The following is a 19,528-nucleotide window of genomic DNA, read 5'->3' as shown; positions in this document are numbered from 1 at the left end:
ATGATACAAGTTCAGAATGTCAATCATACATTTCTAATAGGAAAAAAAGGGAAAGAAAAGAAGGTGCCTGTTTTAAAAGGATTATCCTTTGAAGTTGAAAAAGGTGAAATCGTTGCAATTGTAGGGAAAAGTGGATCAGGTAAGTCTACTTTACTTCATACAATAGCAGGCTTTATGACCCCGGAACAAGGCTCTATTACAGTGAATGGCCAAGAAACTGCTTTTTTAAACGAAACCGAAAGAGCGAAGTTTAGACTAAATAATTTTGGGTTCATATTTCAAAATTTTCAACTCATGCCAGGTCTAACGGCATTTGAAAATGTAGAACTGCCATTGAAATTAAAAGGAGTATCTTCGAAGATAAGAAAAGCTAGTGTGAATCAGTTACTGATGAAGGTAGGATTAGCCGACGTTGCCGACCATTATCCGAACGAATTATCAGGCGGACAACAACAAAGAGTTAGTATTGCACGAGCGCTAATTACGAATCCACCTATACTTTTTGCGGATGAGCCAACTGGCAGCTTAGATTCGGAAACAGAGCAAGATATTTTGTTATTGATTCAAGACCTCAATCAATCACTTGGAGTAACGTTTGTCATGATTACGCATGATGAAGAAGTTGCTAGTATCGCTCATCGAAAGTTCCGAATGCACGATGGAGAACTAGTGAAAGGAGATGTAGGATATGTTATTTAAAGACCAAGTAGATTTTGTACGTCAACATATTAAGAAAAACAAATTACGTGTGTTTATGACGGTGCTAGCTGCAACAATGGGGTGTGCATTTTTAATCGTACTTGCTTCGATTGGATTTGGCATACAGGACACGATGCGAAAAGAAATATTAGAAGATCAAGCCATTACCGAAGTGGAAGTTTATACAAATGATGGGGAAGAATTCGATATTTCCAAAATTGGAGCAGTCGAGCATGTAAATGCAATTGTGCAAAGAACAAATATGGACGCAATGGCAGTTTCTCAAATAGAGAATCGTTCGCTTGAAGGGAATATGCTACTTACTAACTTTGCAGAAGAAGAAAAATCAAATCTTAAACTATCCGAAGGGCGTATGCCAAAAAAGGAAAATGAAATCGTTGTAGGCTACCAGTTTGCAGAAAGCTTATTAACGGATGCGGAACGTAAAGAAATGGAACAAAGTACGGAAGAAGATGCTAAACCTATAGGAGGTTACAAAGAATCTTTAATCGGGAAAAAAGTTTCCATGTCACTTCAATCTTACGAATCGGAAGAAGCTTTCTCAGAAACATGGGATTTCACAATTGTAGGGGTAACGGAGAAACCGGCAAAGGATTGGTTTGTCGATACGAATATGTTGTTAGACGAATCATGGAAGGACAAGTTTCAAGAAGTGTACGAGGCGAATGTGGGGGGAGAGAATACTGACTTATTCTTCTCTAGCACAAAAATCTATACTTCTAGCTTAGAACATGTTAAATCGGTAACGGAAGAGTTAAAAGAAATGGGGTATAGTGTGTATTCTGTTTCAGAACAATTAGAGCAGCTAGATGTCTTTTTCATGGCATTTAAAATCGGACTTATCTTTGTTGGGACAATCGCAGTATTAATCTCATCGATCGGTATTTTTAATACGATGACAATGGCGGTAACAGAAAGAACTCGTGAAATCGGTGTGATGAAAGCGATAGGAGCTAGTCCTAAACTGATCCAACGTTTGTTTTTGATGGAAAGTGCATGGATTGGTATTATCGGAACGGTGCTTGCAGTTATCATTTCATATGCAGTGAGTTTCCTGGCGAACTGGATATTACCGATGGTAGTGGGAGCGGCACTAGATGAGGATGGATTCCAAGATTTATCGATTACCTTCTCCTTAATCCCTTGGCAGCTTGTTGTTATTGCATCTGTAATAAGCATTGGGGTTGCGATGATTTCCGGATGGAAGCCGGCGCGGAAAGCAACGAAAATTGATGTAATTCAGGCATTACGTCAAGAATTATAAAAGGTCGTCCCAATTGGGGACGACCTTTTAGTTTGCAATTGTAAAATAGGCGATAAATAGAACAAACACAACAAGTGCATTTAGTAGATTATATTTCGTTCTCGAAATTACTTGATCAAATTTCCCCGATTTATTAATAAATGTAATTCCTAAGTAAGTAATAAGAATTGCTAATAACAAAGCGAAAATCGGTAGCATTTTATATATCTGTACATTGATAAAATGCACGATGATGATAGCAATAGACATTGCTACACCATAAGCTACTTTTTTCAGTGTCGGTTCTTTCAAAATATTTTGCTCCAATCTGGTATTTAATTAAGAAAAGTATTCTTTCAATTCTTTTTCCAAAAAAGGGTTTGCATGAAGCATTTGCTTAAACTGTTTATAGCCTTCTAATTGTTCAGGTGTTGCTTTTTTTCCCGTTTTATAAGCACGTATTAAAATGTTTTTCGGTGTGTTTTCGATGTCGATAAATTCAACTAGCTGTGCTTCATAACCTACCATGTTTAATATTTCAGCTCTGATAGAGTCCGTTGCAAGTGCTGCAAATCGTTCCTTAATAAGACCATGCTTTAACATAATATCTAGCCCAGGTGCATTCAGCTGTGTATTCAGTTCATGCTGACAGCAAGGCACGCTTAAAATAACACTCGCGCCCCATTTTACCGCGCGACCTAACGCTAAATCTGTCGCCACATCACATGCATGAAGCGTTACGACCATATCAACAGAAGCTTCATCGTTGTAATCACTAATATCTCCTACTAAGAACTCTAGCTGATCATAGCCTAGATCATTTGCGATATTGGCACATTCCTCAATAACTTCTTTTTTCAGATCAAGACCGGTTACCCGAATATCGAGTCCCTTTTCAATTTTTAAATAATGATAAAGTGCAAACGTTAAATACGATTTTCCTGATCCGAAATCGAGAATTCGAACAGGTTGATTCTTTGGTAAGTGGACAAGTGTATCATCAATAAATTCTATAAAACGATTAATTTGTTTAAACTTATCATACTTTTGCTTTTTCACTTTCCCTTCCGCTGTTTGGACACCTAATCGAATTAGGAAAGGATAAGGCGTATTTTCATCTAAAAGGTAATTCTTTTTTCGGTTATGTGATAGGTCTACTGTTTTGGTAGAGATTGTTTTCTCTGATTTCCACATTACTTTGTTTTTCTTGGATAGCTGTACATGTACTTTTTCCGATGTGAAATCCGCATGAACTTGACGGAATTGCTCTAACAACTCATCCAGTGTTTTTGTGAATTCTTCTAATGGTATATTTTCATGCTTTAAAATACGTTCGTATTGATATTCTAGTTGAATATGATACATATTTTTTATTTCAATAGGCTTTAGTTTCACACGCTTTACTTCATTCGATTTAGCACGTGTTTGACTAATTGTTGCATGGATTAATTGTTTGTTTAGGATTTGCTCTAGTAGATATTCTTTCATTTCTTGAAACTCCATAAAATTCGCCTTCTTTTTCGTAAGATACTTGGAAATAGTGTATCACAACAACGCCATTTTGGAGTAGAAGAAGGAATTGACGTTTTACGTATGGAATGTTTGGAGTGTAGATAACAAATATTGTACGCAAAAAGGAAGGGAATATATGATTAGACACTGTCAAGAGAAGGACCTAAACGATATTTTGGAGATTTATAATGATGCAATAATAAACAGTACGGCTGTTTATACCTATTCACCAAGCACACTAAAAGATAGAGGTTCATGGTTCAAACAGAAAATGGAAGATGGGTATCCAGTTTTAGTGTTAGAAGAGAATAATAAAGTAATTGGGTTTGCCACATTTGGCCCTTTTAGACCTTGGCCGGCATATAAATATACAATTGAACATTCAGTTTATGTACATAAAGATTATAGAAAAAAAGGTATTGGAACTGCGTTGTTAAAAGAAATAATTGAGATTGCAAATAAGGAGAACTATGCCACACTTATTGCGGGAATAGATGCTACAAATGTTCAAAGTATTAAAACACATGAACGATTAGGTTTTACCTTTTCAGGGACGATACAAAAAGTGGGGTTCAAATTTGATAGATGGCTTGATCTCTCTTTTTATCAACTGGAACTTAAAGGTCCAGAAACGCCAACAGAATAGTAAAATAAAAAGCCTCATTACTTAAATAAATAGAATAAGTAATGAGGCATTAAATGTACAAGGCATTATTTTTCTTCGATGTAGGTCAATGTTTTTCCAGTAATACCAGTTAAAATAGTAAGTATTGGACAGAGTAAGCAGAAGAATGCAAATGGCAGGTAGTCGAACGTTGGAACAGCTAATACATTCGTGATAAATATACCGCACACACTCCACGGAACAAGTGGATTAACGACAGTACCTGCGTCTTCCATTACACGTGCTAAGTTTTTATTTGCTAAACCGACTTTTTGAAACTGTGCTTGGAATGCTTCACCGGTCAATAAAATCGATAAATACTGCTCACCTACTAAAGTATTTACTCCTATTGCAGTAAGTGCGGCTGCTGTAATGACAGATCCCACACTTTTCAATAAACTCTCCACTTTCATCAATAAGCTTTGTACAATACCAAGGGTAAATAAAAGCCCACCCATACTTAAAGCGAGTATAACGAGCCCTATTGTAAACATCATGCTATTAATACCACCTCTTGAAAGTAGGGAGTCAATTACTTCAATGCCTGTATGAGATGTATAGCCGCTAAATAATATGTTTAACACTTCTCCAAAAGTAAAGTGTTGATGGAAATAGGAAACGATTATGCCGGCAATAGATGTTAAAGCCAGAGCTATAATAGCAGGGGTCTTTTTGATTGATAGCACGATTAGTAAAACAAGCGGGAGCAATGTGTACCAATGAATCATCCCTGTTTCAAGGAGTCCTTCTTGAAAGACAGTGATCTGTTTCAGATCATGTACTTCTTTATTAGGCGATAAAATACCGTATCCAATTAGGGAAATAAAGAATGCAGGTATCGTTGTCCACCCCATATTCTTGATATGATCGAATAGATCCACATGAACGATGGCGGATGCAAGACTAGTAGTATCGGATAGTGGAGACATTTTATCTCCGAAAAAAGCACCTGAAACAATGGCCCCAGCTGTAATAGCTAATGAAATATCCATGGCACTCGCCATTCCAATAAATGCTACACCAATTGTTGCGACTGTTGTTAAAGAGCTTCCGATGGATAAACCAATGACACAGGTCACGATAAATACAATGGCGTAGAAAAAGTGTGGAGAAATAAACTGAAAACCAAGGTAGATAAGTGTTGGTATCGTTCCACCCATCATCCAGCTACTAATCAAAATTCCAATAAAGAAAAAAATGAAAATTGCTCCAAGACCTGCCTTGGATCCTTCTACGAGTCCTTCTTCTAATTTCTTGAAAGGTACTTTTTTAAAAAGCCCATAAGTGATGAGTAGAAGTATTGCCAGTAAAATAGGCATATGTGGAACTGCATTAAATTTAATGATACAAACTGCCATTAAAGTGATAATCATCAAAGTAAGCAGCACAGCCTCCAAAAATGAAGGCGTTATCGTCGACCGAATACGAAACATTGTAAATCCTCCTAATAATAATTTTTAGGAATGAAAAAAATCCTTCCAATCCCTATAGATAGGGACGAAGGAAACTCCGCGGTACCACCCTATTTGTTGAACGAATTATCTGTTCAACCACTTCATTAAAAATGAGCTTTTCAAATTGTTGTAATTCATCCGACACACTACCTGAACTTTCACCAACCGTTCAGTCTCTTTTTACTGTACACATGTGGATTACTGAGACAATCACTCATATATTCCGCTTTCGCGATTCAACGCTTTGAAGCGCTGAAGTAATTAGAATTTTACCATGTTCCAGGGATCTGTCAAGAGTGAAATTCATTTTAGAAGACGTAAAATTAAACGTCAAAATTATTTGAATATCAAGATAAAACGATGTTAAATAGTCAATCGAAAAGGGGTGGATTGGTTTGTTAAACGAAAAAACAGTTGGAGAAGTTATGAAAGAAGCAGCGAGTAAGTTTCCAGAACAAGAAGCGTGTGTATATCTAGAGCATGATATTCGAAAAAAAATATTAGAAATTTGATGAAGAAACGGGTTAAAGCCTATTGCAAAGCTAAAATATCCTTTCATAAAATATCGAATTTATCGATGCCTGCCAATGAAAAAAATTCCAGCAAAATTCAAAAGTTCCTTTTACGGGAAATGTCGAAAGAAAAGGTAGAGGTTTAACTAGTAAACGACATATTTCCTGGGAAATAGACAACGTGGATGGCGAGTAAACTCGTCATCCATTTTGCAATTGTTGTATAATAGAGGTAAAGGTAAATTATAGATATATTGAGAATTAGAGGTGCGGGCATGTACTTGGATCATATTGTTCATCACATAACCAAAAAACCAATAGAAACAGCAGAAGATTGGAAAGCCAAAGGATTACATGCAGTTGTTGGAGGACAGCATACTCACTGGGGTACGTATAATGCACTTCTGTATACAAAAACTAGCTATATTGAATGGCTTGCCCTTGAGCATGAAGAGGTTGCAAACCATGCTAATCATCCACTCGTAGATTTATTATTACATGATTTGAAGACTGGTCCAGGGTTTGGAACAATCTGCATTCGGACGACGACAATTGACGAACTATGCAAGCAACTCGAAGAAAAAGGTATAGAAACATCCGGAGTTTTACATGCTGAAAGAAAAACAACAAGTGGCTTAGTACGTAAGTGGAAAATGCTTTTCGTGAAAGAAGAAGTAAGGGATGCGTTGCCTACTCCATTTTTTATTGAATGGCAAGAAAGTGACGAAGAGCGATATCGACTGCTACGAGAAGATGGCACAATCGAAGCGAGTAATTTGGAATTGACCATCTCTTCCTGTGAGTTTCATGTACATAACCCAAGGGAAGTGATGGATAAGTGGCAAGGCTATTTTGGTATGAAAGAACATGATGGGCAAACATTGCTATTATCTAATACACAATTAGTATTTAAACAGCTAGAAACTGGAACGAAAGAAAGGCTTGCAAGCATTTATATTAGTGGATCCGATAAAGAAGAGGATATCATTTACGAACAAGCAGTTTATCGTTTTCGTTAAGAGGGGGAATCATTTTGGACGAATTAATAGAAAAAGCCGTAGTTGTTGCAGTCAAGCTTCAACAGGATGAGCATTTTGAATATGAATTAGAGGAATTGCACAACTTAGCAGAAGCACTAAATGTTCAAGTTGTTGGGGAAGTGACGCAAAATTTAACGAGAGTCACTTCCTCTCACTATGTTGGTACTGGGAAAGTGGAAGAGATTAAAAACTTCTACGAGGAAGCTGGTGCAAACCTTGTCATATTCAACGATGAATTGTCTCCTTCGCAAATTCGCAACTTAGAAAGAGATTTGGATTGCAAGGTAATAGACCGTACGATGCTAATCCTCGATATTTTCGCACGTCGCGCAAAATCGAATGAGGCGCAAATGCAAGTAGAACTTGCCCAACTTCAATATATGTTGCCACGTTTAGTCGGACTTCGTGCATCACTAGGTCGACAAGGTGGGGGAACAGGCGGAGGATTTAAAAACCGTGGTGCTGGGGAAACGAAGCTGGAGCTAGATAGACGTAAAATCGAGGACCAAATTGCCAAACTAAAACGTGAACTAGAGCATGTAAAGGACCAACGAGAAACGCAACGAAAGCAAAGAAAGAAGAGTGCTATACCAGTAGTCTCACTCGTTGGATACACGAATGCAGGGAAATCGACCATAATGAATCAGTTGCTTCGCAAAGTGGGCCAAGAAGATTCCAAGCAAGTTTTTGAAAAGGATATGCTATTTGCGACATTAGAAACATCGGTTAGACAGATTAAGCTTCCGGATCAAAAAGAGTTTTTATTAACAGATACAGTAGGATTCGTTAGTAAGCTTCCTCATCATCTGGTAAAAGCATTCCGTTCGACTTTAGAAGAAGCACGTGATGCGAATTTGCTCCTTCATGTTGTCGATGTTTCTAACGATGAGCATCGTTACATGATGGATGTGACGAATGAAACATTGCTTGCAGTTGGAGTGGAAGATGTACCGACTATCTATGTATACAATAAATCGGACCTAGCAGATTTGAAATATCCGCATGTAACAGGAGATAATATATGGATTTCTGCAAAAGAAGATGCTGGTTTAGATGAACTGCTAGACATGATCAAAAAGCATATTTTCTCTAATTACGTACATTGTTCCCTGCTCGTGCCATTTGAACGAGGAGATATTGTGTCCTATCTAAATGAGCACGCATCTGTTTTGTCTACTTCATACGAAGAAGAAGGTACGCTTGTCAAAGTAGAAGTGAAAAAAGCCGATTACGATCGTTTTCAACATTTTGTATTTGTTCAATAATAATGGAAGGCTACCCAAGTCGAAATTACATTTTCGATCTGGATAGCCTTTTATTTTTGGAAGTAGCTTCTGTTACGAGTGAGTATCGGTGCTATCCGAGGGCAATTGCCGTCATTACGAGAGCAATCACTCCAGATGCGAGAGTACATCAAATCTAAATACAGAAAAGCTGCTTCGCGTATCAGACGCGGAGCACTCTTCGAATTTAAACCTCTTGAAACTGTATATTGTGTAATCTTGCAAAAATACCATCTTGTGCAACTAACTCGCTATACGAACCATCTTCTGCGATTCCGTCTTCCGTTACGACAATTACTCTATCCGCATCACGAATAGTAGCCAGTCGATGTGCAATAATAAGTGTTGTTCGATTTTCTGCAAGCTCCATAAGTGACTGCTGAATAATTTTCTCTGTCTCAGTATCGAGCGCTGAAGTAGCCTCGTCCAATATTAAAATAGGCGGGTTCTTTAAGAACATCCGTGCAATTGCTAAGCGTTGCTTTTGTCCACCTGATAGTTTAAGTCCTCGTTCGCCAATTTGTGTCTCATATCCATCTGGAAGTGACGTAATGAATCCTTCAAGATGCGCTTTTTTCGCTGCATCACGAATTTCTTCCTCTGAAGCATTCTTCTTACCGTACGCAATATTTTCACGAACAGTTCCTGTAAATAGAAACACGTCTTGTTGCACAATCCCAATTTGAGAGCGTAATGACTTCGTGGTAATGTCTTGAATATTTAAACCGTCAATTGATATTGCCCCTTCATCGACGTCGTAAAATCGAGGGATAAGTGAGCAAATGGTTGTTTTCCCGGCACCAGATGGACCAACAAATGCAACGGTTTCACCAGCTTTGATGAATATATTAATATCTTCTAAAACGGATTTATGCTCATCGTATCGGAAACTAACATCTTCGAATGAAATGTCTCCTTTTAAATGCTGAACTTGTAGCGCATTTGGGCGATCCTTAATTTCTGGCTCCTGCTCTACAAGCTCTAGGAATCGTTTAAAACCAGCCATTCCTTTAGGATACAACTCGAGAAGTGCAGTGATTTTGTCAACTGGTTTAATCAACACGTTCACATAGAGAATAAAGCTTACAAGCTCTCCGTTAGAAAGCTTTTCTTGAAATGAAAACCAAGCTCCCACAACAAGCACGATCAGCGTCACTAATCGAGTCATCATATAAATGCTTGAATTGGTTCTAGCCATCACTTTATATGCAGCAAGCTTCGCTAACCGGAACTGTCCATTATCTGCTTGAAAACGAGCCATTTCAAAATTTTCATTTGTAAATGATTGTACGACGCGAACACCGGATACACTATCTTCGACACGCGCATTTACATCTGCAATTTTGCCGAACATGTTTTTCCATGCTTTATTCATCATGATATTCCCATATGTAGCAACAATCGATAAAAACGGCACCATAATAACTGCAATAACCGCAAGTTCTGGATTGATATTGAACATAATGATAAATGCTCCAATTAAGGTCATAATTGCGATGAATAAATCCTCTGGCCCATGGTGAGCAAGTTCGCCGATATCAAACAGGTCATTCGTAATTCGGCTCATAATATGACCTGTTTTCGTATTATCAAAAAAGCGAAAGGATTGTCGTTGTACATGGTTAAATAATTGCTGTCTCATATCCGTTTCAATATTTATGCCAAGTTTGTGACCTTGATAACTCACAACAAAATTCAGAAACGTACTTAAAATATAGACGAATAAAAGTAAAATACTAACTTGCACGATCATGTTCCAATTTCCAGTTGGCAATAACTCGTCGATAAACCATTGAACCGTTACTGGAAACGCAAGCTCTAAAACGGCTACAAACACGGCACTACTAAAATCGATGATGAATAGACGTTTATGTGGTTTATAAAATGAGAAAAACTTTTTTAGCACATTTTGCACCCCTTTCCTTTTTCCTAACGTCTAGACTATTATAACTAAAAATTTTCGAAGTCGATATTAATCAAATTCGCCAGGCTTATTTTCGCTTAGATATTATTAAGTTTGCTCGATAAACGTCTAAAAAACTGTGGCATGTACCGGAGCATTAACTTTATTCAACTGGGATTATAGAAGAGGAAGAATTCTATTCCTGTAATTTCTAATTGCAGAAAATTTAGGCTCCTGCGCAAGTTTGTCACAGAAAGTAATTGCTGAATTAAGTTAAATGGTTTTTGACATCAAAAAGAGGGAAGTAGTATAATATACTTTCTATTTAGAAAAGAGGTAAAAGTATGGTGTCAAGAGAAGAAGTAGTTAAATCGGTTCCGCAAAAGGGATTTTTTGGGCATCCCAAAGGATTATTATCATTATTCTTCACAGAATTTTGGGAGCGTTTTTCTTATTATGGAATGCGGGCAATATTAATTTATTATATGTACTACGAAGTGACCGCAGGCGGACTAGGGATGGAGCGTTCAACAGCTAACTCCATCATGGCTATTTACGGCTCGTTGGTTTATATGTCTGGGATTATTGGTGGTTGGATTGCCGATAGATTGCTTGGTACTACTAAAACCGTATTTTACGGTGGTGTCCTTATTATGTTTGGACATATCGTACTAGCGTTTCCTGGTGGAACGACGCCATTATTTATTTCGATGGCTTTAATCATTATTGGGACAGGTTTATTAAAACCAAATGTTTCAAGCATTGTCGGTGATTTATATTCAGAAAGTGATGTTCGTCGTGATTCAGGGTTTAGTATTTTCTATATGGGTATTAATATGGGGGCATTTATTGCACCTTTAATCGTAGGAACTGTGGGACTTGAGTACAACTTCCACTTAGGGTTCGGAATTGCAGCTATAGGTATGGCGTTTGGGTTAATTGTATTTTTAATTACAAAGAAAAAATACCTAGGCTTAGCAGGTTCATTTGCTCCAAATCCATTGGGGAAAGAAGAACGCAAAAAAGTTATAACCCGAATTAGTATTGCAGTCTTAGTAGTGCTAATCGTTGGTTTCATTTTGGTTCAACAAGGAATTATGACGTTCGATGTATTTACGATGACTGTTTCGATTTTAGGGATAGTTATACCAACCCTTTACTTCATCGTTATGTATAGAAGTGAAAAAACAACTGCAGATGAAAAATCAAGATTACTTGCGTATATTCCGTTATTCGTAGCAGCGATGATGTTTTGGGCTATTCAAGAACAAGGATCGAGCATCTTAGCTCAATACGCAGATGAACGTGTCGATTTAATGATCGGTTCGTTTGAGATTTCTCCTGCTTGGTTTCAATCATTAAATCCATTGTTCATCATTGCATTTGCTCCAGTTTTTGCTTGGTTTTGGGTCAAGCTTGGGGATAGACAACCATCCACACCGAAAAAATTTGCGTATGGTCTATTCTTTGCCGGTCTGTCGTTTATTGTTATGATTATTCCTGCATATGTAAATGGCACAGAATCACTGGTTAGTCCATGGTGGCTTGTGTTGAGTTTCTTCTTAGTTGTACTTGGTGAATTATTATTATCACCAGTTGGTTTATCTACTACAACTAAGCTTGCACCTGCTGCATTTGCTGCACAAACAATGAGTTTATGGTTCTTAACGAGTGCTTCAGCTCAAGCAATCAATGCACAAGTAGTTAAATTTTATTCACCAGAGAATGAAATTCTTTACTTCGGAGTCATTGGTGTCATCGCGCTTGGATTAGGATTTGTACTATTCATCTTTACTCCGCTTATCCAAAAATACATGCGAGGAGTAAAATGATTTAGCAAATAACTGAAACTTTTCTGAAATTTCTTCGTAAAGTTACTATCTGAAAAGAAGGGATGGAACTAATATGAAGAAATGGACAACGCTATTAGCAGTAGCCACATTAACATTAGGTTTAGCAGCATGTAATGAGACAGCTGCCCCAGCAAATACAGAAGTAACGGAGAAAAGCGAGCTAACGCTTAAAGAAGTGTATGAAAAATCGCTTAAAGTATCAGAAGAATTAAAAAGTGTAAAAGCACAAATTGATATGAAGCAAACGATGCATATGCCCACAGAAGATTTAAGTATAGATATTAACTCTATAATGGACATGGAATATGTAGTAGCGCCGATGCAAATGCACCAAAAAGGAACTACTTCCATGAAATCTTCTGATGAAAGTATGCCAGAAGAAGCAATGGAAATAGAAACATACATTGCAGAAGACGCCTTTTATATGTTTGAAGGAACAACTGGTCAATGGATGAAATTTCCTCAAGAAATGATGGATCAATTAATGGGTGCGACAAATCAATCTAACCCTTCCGAGCAATTAAAAATGATTCAAGAATATTTGAAAGACTTTACATTTGAACAGGACAATGAAAATTATATCCTTCGGCTAGACGCCTTTGGCGAAGAATTTACGAAGCTTGTTCAAACCCAAATAGATGAAGCAATGCAAAGCATGATAGGTGAAGGCGAAGAGTTGGATTTGGGCTTAGTTATTAACTCCGTAAGCTATTTAATTCATATCGACAAAGAATCGTTCCAAACAAATAAAGTAGATGTAGTGCTTGATATGGATATGGAAATAGACGGAGAAAAAATGAATATGAAGCAAAATGTAAAATCCGACTTCTCAAACTTCAATGAGGTTGATGAAATTGTCATTCCGCAAGAAGTTATTGATAGTGCTATGGAAATCTAAACAAATATCCTTAAAAAGACTGCTGTAATTGTTGCGAAAAATCGACAAATACAAGCAGTCTTTTTGTTTTCCAATTTTTTTATAGTAAGATTAGGTAGGTAAATAAAAAAGGATGAAAAGGCATAACGTATATTATCAATTGAAAATCATTTTCATTTAACCTTTGACTTGCTAAGGCAAGGTGCTATAATAAAAACTGTGAGTAAATGATAATGATTTTCACTATCGCCCTTTCACAAATAGAATGTTGAGGATAGTTATGAAAAAAAGATATCTTGTAATTGCACTAGTCGCACTTTCTCTCTTATCTCTTTTTGTTGGTGTTACGAGAATATCACCAATGGATTTGTTGGATTTTACTTCGGAAGAGACGCAAATATTTCTCATAAGCCGATTACCAAGACTAATTGCCATAATACTTGCAGGAGCAGGGATGAGTATTGCAGGGCTTATTATGCAGAGTCTTAGTAGAAATAAATTTGTATCCCCAACAACAGCTGGTACACTTGATGCTACTCGCTTAGGGATTTTAATCTCGATGATGGTATTCACAAATGCAACGTATATGCAAAAGATTTCGTTTGCATTTATATTTGCTTTAGCAGGAACATTGCTTTTCATGCAAATATTAAATCGGATTAAATTTAAAGATGCAATATTTGTTCCGCTTGTTGGTCTGATGTTCGGAAACATATTAGCTTCCATTACGACGTTTTTTGCTTACAAAGCAAATATTATTCAAAATATTACTGTCTGGCTACAAGGAGACTTCTCCTTAATATTAAAAGGCAGATACGAACTGCTTTACATAAGTGTACCTGTACTTATAATTGCTTATTTCTATGCTAATCGTTTTACGGTTGCTGGGATGGGTGAGGATTTTGCAAGAAACCTCGGTCTATCTTACAATAGAGTGCTGAATTTAGGCTTGGTCCTAGTTGCATTAATTTCTACCACTGTCGTTTTGACAGTTGGAATGATCCCATTTTTAGGTTTAATCATCCCAAACATTGTATCTATTTATAAAGGGGACCATTTAGAAAAAACGCTACCACATACAGCATTGCTAGGAGTCATTTTTTTGTTAATATGCGACATTTTAGGTAGGGTAATAATTTTCCCATATGAAATCCCGATTGGCATGACGGTTGGTGTAATCGGAAGTGCAATCTTCCTATTCTTGTTGTTTAGGGGGAAAGCATATGCGTAACAGAACAAAAATGCTCATACTATTGGCTTTGGTTTTGGTTTCCATCATACTTTATTTATTTCAAGGATTGAATGGAAGTTATGATTATGCACTTCCACGTCGTGCGATTAAAGTATTGGCGATGGCGCTTACAGGCGTAGCAATTGCATATTCAACCGTGATTTTCCAAACAATTACACATAATCGAATTTTAACTCCAAGTGTAATGGGGCTCGACTCGTTATACATGTTAGTTCAAACTTGTATTTATTATTTCTTTGGGTCGATGTCGATTTTAGTTATTAACAAAAATTATAATTTCTTTATATCTGTTTTAGCGATGATCGTCTTTGCACTTCTACTTTATCGCTTTTTATTTAACGCAGGGAAACGTCCAATCTATTTCTTGCTGCTTGTTGGGATTATTATGGGAACTTTTTTGGGAAGTATTTCAACTTTCCTTCAAGTACTAATAGATCCGAATGAGTTTACAAGCTTACAAAATAAGATGTTTGCAAGCTTTAATAACGTGAATGGTGATTTGGTTTGGATTGCAATGGTCATTATTGTGTTATCGATTATGTATGGATGGCGCACTATTCGAGAGTTGGATGTATTGTCATTAGGCCGAGACAATGCCATTAACCTAGGTGTGAATTACGACAAAATAGTAAAAAGAATGCTAGTTCTGTCAGCTATATTAATTGCTACTTCAACAGGGCTAGTTGGTCCGATTACATTCTTCGGATTAATCGTTGCAAACTTATCTTATCAATTCTTTAACACCTATAAACACTCAGTACTCATAACGGGAGCAAGCTTAATGAGTTTAATTGCTTTAATTGGCGGACAGTGGATTGTTGAACGTATATTTACATTCGACACAACACTTAGCGTAATTATTAACTTTCTCGGTGGGATTTACTTCATTTATTTATTATTAAAGGAGAGTCGAGCTACATCATGATCCAAGTAAAAGAGGTAACCAAATATTTTGCTAAAAAGCCAGTTGTGGACAATGTTAGCGTGAATATCCAGTCAGGAAAAATTACTTCGTTTATTGGACCTAATGGAGCTGGGAAATCTACACTTTTGTCGATGGTAAGTCGTTTAATGGACGCAGACACAGGGGAAGTTTTACTAGATAAATCAAATGTTCGTAAATGGAAATCCGATGAGTTTTCAAAACGCGTGTCCATTTTAAAGCAATCGAATTATATGAATGTGCGTTTAACCATTCGTGAATTAGTGTCATTTGGTCGTTTTCCTTATTCAAAAGGCCGTTTAAACGCTGAGGATACTAAAATGGTCGATCAAGCAATTGAGTATATGAACTTATCTGATTTAGAGAATAATTATTTAGACGAGCTTTCTGGTGGTCAACGCCAGCGTGCTTTCATTGCAATGGTTATCGCGCAAGATACAGAATATATATTGTTAGATGAGCCATTAAATAATTTGGATATGAAGCATTCCGTTCAAATTATGAAGATTCTTCGCAAGCTTGTAGAAGAACTTGGTAAAACAGTTGTAATAGTTTTACACGATATTAACTTTGCTTCCGTTTATTCGGATTATATCGTTGCATTAAAAGATGGTCGTGTCATTAAAGACGGGCCAACACATGAAATCATTAATTCGGATGCGCTTAAAGAGATTTATGATATGGATATTCCTATCCAAGAAATGAATAGCTGCCGCATTTGTGTATATTTTAATTCATAAGAAAAGGGAGTAGTTTACAAATGAAAAAGTATAAATTTTTAGCAATTATGTTTGCATTACTGTTATTAGTATTAGCAGCATGTGGTTCAAATGATGAAACAAAAGAAGATGTGTCAAATAAAGATGAAAAAGCAGCTGAAGAAACAACTGGAGGAGCAGAAGAAGCTTCCGTTTACCCATTAACAATTGCACAACCAGAGGGATATAAAGAAGTTACGCTTGATGCAAAACCAGAAACAGTTGTTGTGTTTGACTATGGTTTCTTAGATACATTAGATGCACTTGGAGTTGATGTAGCTTCGGTATCTTCAAGTAGCCTTCCGACATACTTAAGCAAATATGCAGATGAAGCTACATACAAAAATGCTGGAGCATTAAAAGAACCAGATTTCGAAGCTATCAGTATGATGAACCCAGATGTCATTTTCATTTCTGGTCGACAAGCAGATGCTTATGAAGAATTAAGTAAAATTGCTCCAACAGTTTATGTTGGATTAGATACTACTGACTATATGAACTCTTTTAAAGCTAATACAGAATTAGCTGGTAAAATGTTCGGCAAAGAAGAAGAAGCAACTGCAGCATTAGAAGAAATTGATGCAAAAGTTGCAGAATTAGCAGGAAAAACTGAAAGTATAGAAGAAAAAGCTTTAGTAGTACTTGCTTCTGAAGGAGAATTAAGTGCATACGGTCCTGGTTCACGTTTTGGTGTAATTCATGATGTATATGGCTTTAAAGCGGTTGATGAAAACCTAGAAGTTTCTACACATGGTCAAAACGTTTCATATGAATATGTGCTTGAGAAAAACCCTGATATCTTATTCGTTGTTGATCGAGATGCAGTAGCTATTGAAGGAGAATCTGGTACAAAAGCAGCGATTGAAAATGAAATCGTAAGTAAAACAAATGCCGTTAAAAATGGCAAAGTATATTACTTAGATCCAGAAGCTTGGTACTTATCAGGTGGTGGTATTGAGTCAGAAAACGCTAAAATTGATGCAGTTTTAGAGGCAATTAAATAATTGTTAATGAAGGAACTTCCCAACTTTTCGCTGACCGTTTTCATGGTGAAGGGCTTATCGAAAAGCAATCAGGCTTTGTAAAGCTTGAAGTACTTGTAAAAAAGGTACGTCGCGGTGAAGAAGAGGTTCTAGTCGTAGTGGCATGGGAATCAGAGCAAGACTGGAAAAATTGGGAAAAGAGCCCCGATCATATTATTGAATCCAGCGGCGGTCTATACGAGTTAAAAGTAAGTAAATAATAGAAATCCACGAGGAATTGATTCTCGTGGATTTTTTTGTGGATTAGGAAATTATAAGATTAATGTTATGCCAATAGTTTTCTCCAAACAACTTAAGGTATGCCACTTTTTAGAAATAATGCGTCGTAAGAAGTTTCCGCATAGGATTTCCGCTTCAGGGCGGACGCTTTCCGCCGGGTGAGCGATAAGCCATCGCCGACGCTTAAGCGTTCGCCTGCGATGGCTTATCTGTCTCACTCATCCGGCTGGAGTCGCCGCCCTTCCGCTACAATCCACCGAAATTGCATAATTATCAGTATCGACTCGCTAAAACAAAATTTTATCCAGTTTTTCAAATGCATGAATCCCAAAAAATGGCGTAGGGAAACAATTCGTTCATTGAAAGCAATCAATCCGATTCGGAAAGCAAGCAATTCCTTAATCTAACAAGTTTACTTGAAGTGAGACGGCAATGATTACGGGAGTTTATTACAATAAATGGCTGAATGAAATGAACTTTATGCTAATAAATGCTCCCCTTACTCCCCTTATTTGGAGACAGAATTTTCTAATCAGTTTGAATAAACAGTGCAATTGGATCTGATCTATTTAAATCTCTGATAAATGCAGACGCTAAATTAGCAAGAGGTACCCATTGATTGCAGCGGAGGCGGCGACTCTGGAGGGATAAAGTGAGACAGATGAGACTTCACAACGTACGCGAAGCGGCGGTGAAGGCTCATCGCTCACCCCGCGGAAAGCGTCCGCCTGTAGCGAAAATCCTAGCGGTCACATAACAGAGCTTATTAAGACGCAGTATCTCTATATGGCGAACTCATTATGCATACTTCTTTCCATTGTACATAGTTAAAATGTAGTCTATACTTTTGTCATGAATACGTTTGAAAGGAGTGGGGATACAGTGAAAAAATGGTTTTATCCACTTGGTTTGGTAACATTGTTAGGATTTGCGGCATTATTTATAAACTTTACTAGAGATGAAATAATTCAACTTGATCATAAAATGGCAAATTTATTAGGGGGCAATCAACTAATTATAGCCTTTCACTATTTAGGCGAAACAAAACTGGTTGTTGTAGTAATGCTAGTTTTACTTGTCTATTTATGGGGACGTTCAAAAAATTATCGTGGCATGCTCTTTGTTTTATTTGCTGTTGGAGTTGGAAATGTTCTGAACCAATTAATTAAAAAATGGGTTCAGCGAGATCGACCAGATGTTCCTCATCAATTAGAGAGCTTTAGTTTTCCTTCTGGGCATGCAATGGTTGGATTACTCTATGTATTTACAATCGCTTATTTTCTAACAGAGGAGCAGTCAAATAAAAAAATACGGGTGCTAATATGGAGCGGAGCAGTCATACTTACGACTATGATTGGTTTGTCTCGCATTGCGGAATATCGTCATTATGCGTCTGATGTATTCGCAGGATGGATGGTTGGTTATACTTGGTTTGTAATTGTTGCATTGTGGTATGAATATAGAAAGAGAATTTCTAAAACGAATGAAATCTAAATCCTTTCCTATATGGAGAGGATTTTTTTATAAGGAGCGACATCAAATGTTTCAATTACCTAAGGAATTAATGGAACTATGCATAAATAGAATAGAAGGATTCCCGGTAGAAGGCTTTGTGAAAGGAAAAGGTCCGAAAAAACCAACTCTAATGTTAATTGGAGAGGCACCTGGAGAAAATGAGGCGATACAAGGAGTGCCGTTTATCGGAAGGGCAGGGGAAGAATTAAATAAATCACTTACTAGCATAGGATTATCAAGAGATGATGTATATATGACAAGTGCAGTGCGAAGTCGTCCGTATGTATGGAGAGAAAAGAAGGCAAGAAACGGAGAAATAACGAAAAGAAAATATAATCGTCCTCCTACACAGCAAGAAATCGTAGCGCATGCCCCTATTCTAGATTATGAGTTACAACATATAGCTCCTATGGTAATTGTCACGTTGGGTAATGTAGGCCTGCAACGTTTACTTGGTAAAGGGGAAAAAGTATCCGAACTCCATGGTCAAATTTTGAATCGTCCTATACGACATCTAAAATCGCTCGACTCAACCGAATATGTTTGGTCTACAGAGAACTATGTTATTATTCCAACCTACCATCCTGCTTCTGTATTTTATCGTCCTTCTAATCGAGATTTTTTAACAGAAGATTGGCTGAAAATAGGGAATTATATATTCACTTCGAAAAATTAGATACTTTCTTCAGTTAAAAAAAGTTGCGCAAGGGAAACAAGTTGCGTATAATAGATTAAAA

Annotated in this window: 18 protein-coding genes; 14 read left to right on the top strand and 4 right to left on the bottom strand. The window is 37.0% G+C overall.

All coding sequences use genetic code 11. The features are described from left to right. Positions 1–699, top strand: coding sequence for an ABC transporter ATP-binding protein (locus MHB48_RS18490; RefSeq protein WP_342599319.1), 699 nt, complete (start codon positions 1–3; stop codon positions 697–699). Then, positions 689–1,984: an FtsX-like permease family protein gene (locus MHB48_RS18485; protein ID WP_342599318.1), complete on the top strand. Its 1,296-nt coding sequence runs from the start codon at positions 689–691 to the stop codon at positions 1,982–1,984. Before MHB48_RS18490 ends, MHB48_RS18485 begins: the two co-directional genes overlap by 11 nt. A 27-nt stretch (positions 1,985–2,011) precedes the next feature. Here the strand turns inward: MHB48_RS18485 and MHB48_RS18480 are convergent, their stop codons facing one another. Together MHB48_RS18480 and MHB48_RS18475 are read right to left on the bottom strand one after the other, a co-directional pair. Continuing rightward, positions 2,012–2,275 (bottom strand): hypothetical protein, encoded by a 264-nt coding sequence (locus MHB48_RS18480; protein ID WP_342599317.1) that lies wholly within the window; start codon positions 2,273–2,275, stop codon positions 2,012–2,014. A 27-nt stretch (positions 2,276–2,302) separates the two neighbouring features. Beyond that, positions 2,303–3,466: an SAM-dependent methyltransferase gene (locus MHB48_RS18475; protein WP_342599316.1), complete on the bottom strand. Its 1,164-nt coding sequence runs from the start codon at positions 3,464–3,466 to the stop codon at positions 2,303–2,305. Between the two features lie 145 nt (positions 3,467–3,611). On the opposite strand from MHB48_RS18475, the gene MHB48_RS18470 reads away from it, so the two are divergent. Then, positions 3,612–4,121 (top strand): N-acetyltransferase family protein, encoded by a 510-nt coding sequence (locus MHB48_RS18470; RefSeq protein ID WP_342599315.1) that lies wholly within the window; start codon positions 3,612–3,614, stop codon positions 4,119–4,121. A gap of 65 nt (positions 4,122–4,186) precedes the next feature. On the opposite strand, the gene nhaC is transcribed toward MHB48_RS18470, so the two are convergent. Beyond that, the gene (gene nhaC, locus MHB48_RS18465; protein WP_342599314.1) at positions 4,187–5,572 is read right to left on the bottom strand and encodes a Na+/H+ antiporter NhaC; all 1,386 of its coding nucleotides are present in this window, start codon (positions 5,570–5,572) and stop codon (positions 4,187–4,189) included. A gap of 808 nt (positions 5,573–6,380) precedes the next feature. Between nhaC and MHB48_RS18460 the strand changes: the two genes are divergently transcribed. Together MHB48_RS18460 and hflX are read left to right on the top strand one after the other, a co-directional pair. Next, positions 6,381–7,124 carry a VOC family protein gene (locus tag MHB48_RS18460; RefSeq protein WP_342599313.1) on the top strand — a complete coding sequence of 248 codons (744 nt, stop codon included), beginning with the start codon at positions 6,381–6,383 and terminating at the stop codon, positions 7,122–7,124. Between the two features lie 14 nt (positions 7,125–7,138). Next, positions 7,139–8,410: a GTPase HflX gene (hflX, locus tag MHB48_RS18455; protein ID WP_342599312.1), complete on the top strand. Its 1,272-nt coding sequence runs from the start codon at positions 7,139–7,141 to the stop codon at positions 8,408–8,410. 205 nt (positions 8,411–8,615) lie between these two features. On the opposite strand, the gene MHB48_RS18450 is transcribed toward hflX, so the two are convergent. Next, positions 8,616–10,334 carry an ABC transporter ATP-binding protein gene (locus MHB48_RS18450; RefSeq protein ID WP_342599311.1) on the bottom strand — a complete coding sequence of 573 codons (1,719 nt, stop codon included), beginning with the start codon at positions 10,332–10,334 and terminating at the stop codon, positions 8,616–8,618. Positions 10,335–10,675: 341 nt separating this feature from the next. On the opposite strand from MHB48_RS18450, the gene MHB48_RS18445 reads away from it, so the two are divergent. The 9 genes from MHB48_RS18445 (at position 10,676) to MHB48_RS18405 (ending at position 19,467) form a co-directional block, all read left to right on the top strand. Next, positions 10,676–12,163, top strand: a complete 1,488-nt coding sequence (locus MHB48_RS18445; RefSeq protein ID WP_342599310.1) for a peptide MFS transporter — start codon at positions 10,676–10,678, stop codon at positions 12,161–12,163. 73 nt (positions 12,164–12,236) lie between these two features. Next, positions 12,237–13,082: a DUF6612 family protein gene (locus MHB48_RS18440; protein WP_342599309.1), complete on the top strand. Its 846-nt coding sequence runs from the start codon at positions 12,237–12,239 to the stop codon at positions 13,080–13,082. Between the two features lie 259 nt (positions 13,083–13,341). Further along, a complete protein-coding gene (locus MHB48_RS18435) occupies positions 13,342–14,292 on the top strand; it encodes an ABC transporter permease (RefSeq protein ID WP_342599308.1) in 951 nt (316 codons plus the stop codon). Continuing rightward, a complete protein-coding gene (locus tag MHB48_RS18430; RefSeq protein WP_342599307.1) occupies positions 14,285–15,238 on the top strand; it encodes an iron chelate uptake ABC transporter family permease subunit in 954 nt (317 codons plus the stop codon). The genes MHB48_RS18435 and MHB48_RS18430 overlap by 8 nt, the downstream gene beginning before the upstream one ends. Continuing rightward, the gene (locus tag MHB48_RS18425) at positions 15,235–15,996 is read left to right on the top strand and encodes an ABC transporter ATP-binding protein (RefSeq protein WP_342599306.1); all 762 of its coding nucleotides are present in this window, start codon (positions 15,235–15,237) and stop codon (positions 15,994–15,996) included. The genes MHB48_RS18430 and MHB48_RS18425 overlap by 4 nt, the downstream gene beginning before the upstream one ends. Before the next feature lie 20 nt (positions 15,997–16,016). Continuing rightward, positions 16,017–17,018, top strand: coding sequence for a siderophore ABC transporter substrate-binding protein (locus MHB48_RS18420; protein ID WP_342599305.1), 1,002 nt, complete (start codon positions 16,017–16,019; stop codon positions 17,016–17,018). Further along, the gene (locus tag MHB48_RS18415) at positions 17,015–17,257 is read left to right on the top strand and encodes an antibiotic biosynthesis monooxygenase (RefSeq protein WP_342601428.1); all 243 of its coding nucleotides are present in this window, start codon (positions 17,015–17,017) and stop codon (positions 17,255–17,257) included. The genes MHB48_RS18420 and MHB48_RS18415 overlap by 4 nt, the downstream gene beginning before the upstream one ends. Positions 17,258–18,158: 901 nt before the next feature. Beyond that, positions 18,159–18,770, top strand: coding sequence for a phosphatase PAP2 family protein (locus tag MHB48_RS18410; protein ID WP_342599304.1), 612 nt, complete (start codon positions 18,159–18,161; stop codon positions 18,768–18,770). A 46-nt stretch (positions 18,771–18,816) separates the two neighbouring features. Next, on the top strand, positions 18,817–19,467 hold the full coding sequence (locus MHB48_RS18405) for a uracil-DNA glycosylase (protein WP_342599303.1): 651 nt from the start codon (positions 18,817–18,819) through the stop codon (positions 19,465–19,467). Positions 19,468–19,528: the final 61 nt, after the last annotated feature.

Origin of the sequence: Psychrobacillus sp. FSL H8-0483 (assembly GCF_038637725.1) — a bacterium.
In the GTDB taxonomy this organism is placed as follows: domain Bacteria; phylum Bacillota; class Bacilli; order Bacillales_A; family Planococcaceae; genus Psychrobacillus.
Note: the sequence above shows the minus strand (reverse complement) of the source record. Positions and strands in the feature narration are given on the sequence as shown.

Excerpts from the sequence above, each read along its gene's own strand:
- MHB48_RS18445 (WP_342599310.1), top strand. The coding sequence starts at position 10,676 with ATGGTGTCAAGAGAAGAAGTAGTTAAATCGGTTCCGCAAAAGGGATTT.
- MHB48_RS18435 (WP_342599308.1), top strand. The coding sequence starts at position 13,342 with ATGAAAAAAAGATATCTTGTAATTGCACTAGTCGCACTTTCTCTCTTA.
- MHB48_RS18405 (WP_342599303.1), top strand. The coding sequence starts at position 18,817 with ATGTTTCAATTACCTAAGGAATTAATGGAACTATGCATAAATAGAATA.
- MHB48_RS18430 (WP_342599307.1), top strand. The coding sequence starts at position 14,285 with ATGCGTAACAGAACAAAAATGCTCATACTATTGGCTTTGGTTTTGGTT.
- MHB48_RS18420 (WP_342599305.1), top strand. The coding sequence starts at position 16,017 with ATGAAAAAGTATAAATTTTTAGCAATTATGTTTGCATTACTGTTATTA.
- MHB48_RS18470 (WP_342599315.1), top strand. The coding sequence starts at position 3,612 with ATGATTAGACACTGTCAAGAGAAGGACCTAAACGATATTTTGGAGATT.
- MHB48_RS18485 (WP_342599318.1), top strand. The coding sequence starts at position 689 with ATGTTATTTAAAGACCAAGTAGATTTTGTACGTCAACATATTAAGAAA.
- MHB48_RS18460 (WP_342599313.1), top strand. The coding sequence starts at position 6,381 with ATGTACTTGGATCATATTGTTCATCACATAACCAAAAAACCAATAGAA.
- MHB48_RS18440 (WP_342599309.1), top strand. The coding sequence starts at position 12,237 with ATGAAGAAATGGACAACGCTATTAGCAGTAGCCACATTAACATTAGGT.
- MHB48_RS18490 (WP_342599319.1), top strand. The coding sequence starts at position 1 with ATGATACAAGTTCAGAATGTCAATCATACATTTCTAATAGGAAAAAAA.
- MHB48_RS18425 (WP_342599306.1), top strand. The coding sequence starts at position 15,235 with ATGATCCAAGTAAAAGAGGTAACCAAATATTTTGCTAAAAAGCCAGTT.
- nhaC (WP_342599314.1), bottom strand. The coding sequence starts at position 5,572 with ATGTTTCGTATTCGGTCGACGATAACGCCTTCATTTTTGGAGGCTGTG.
- MHB48_RS18475 (WP_342599316.1), bottom strand. The coding sequence starts at position 3,466 with ATGGAGTTTCAAGAAATGAAAGAATATCTACTAGAGCAAATCCTAAAC.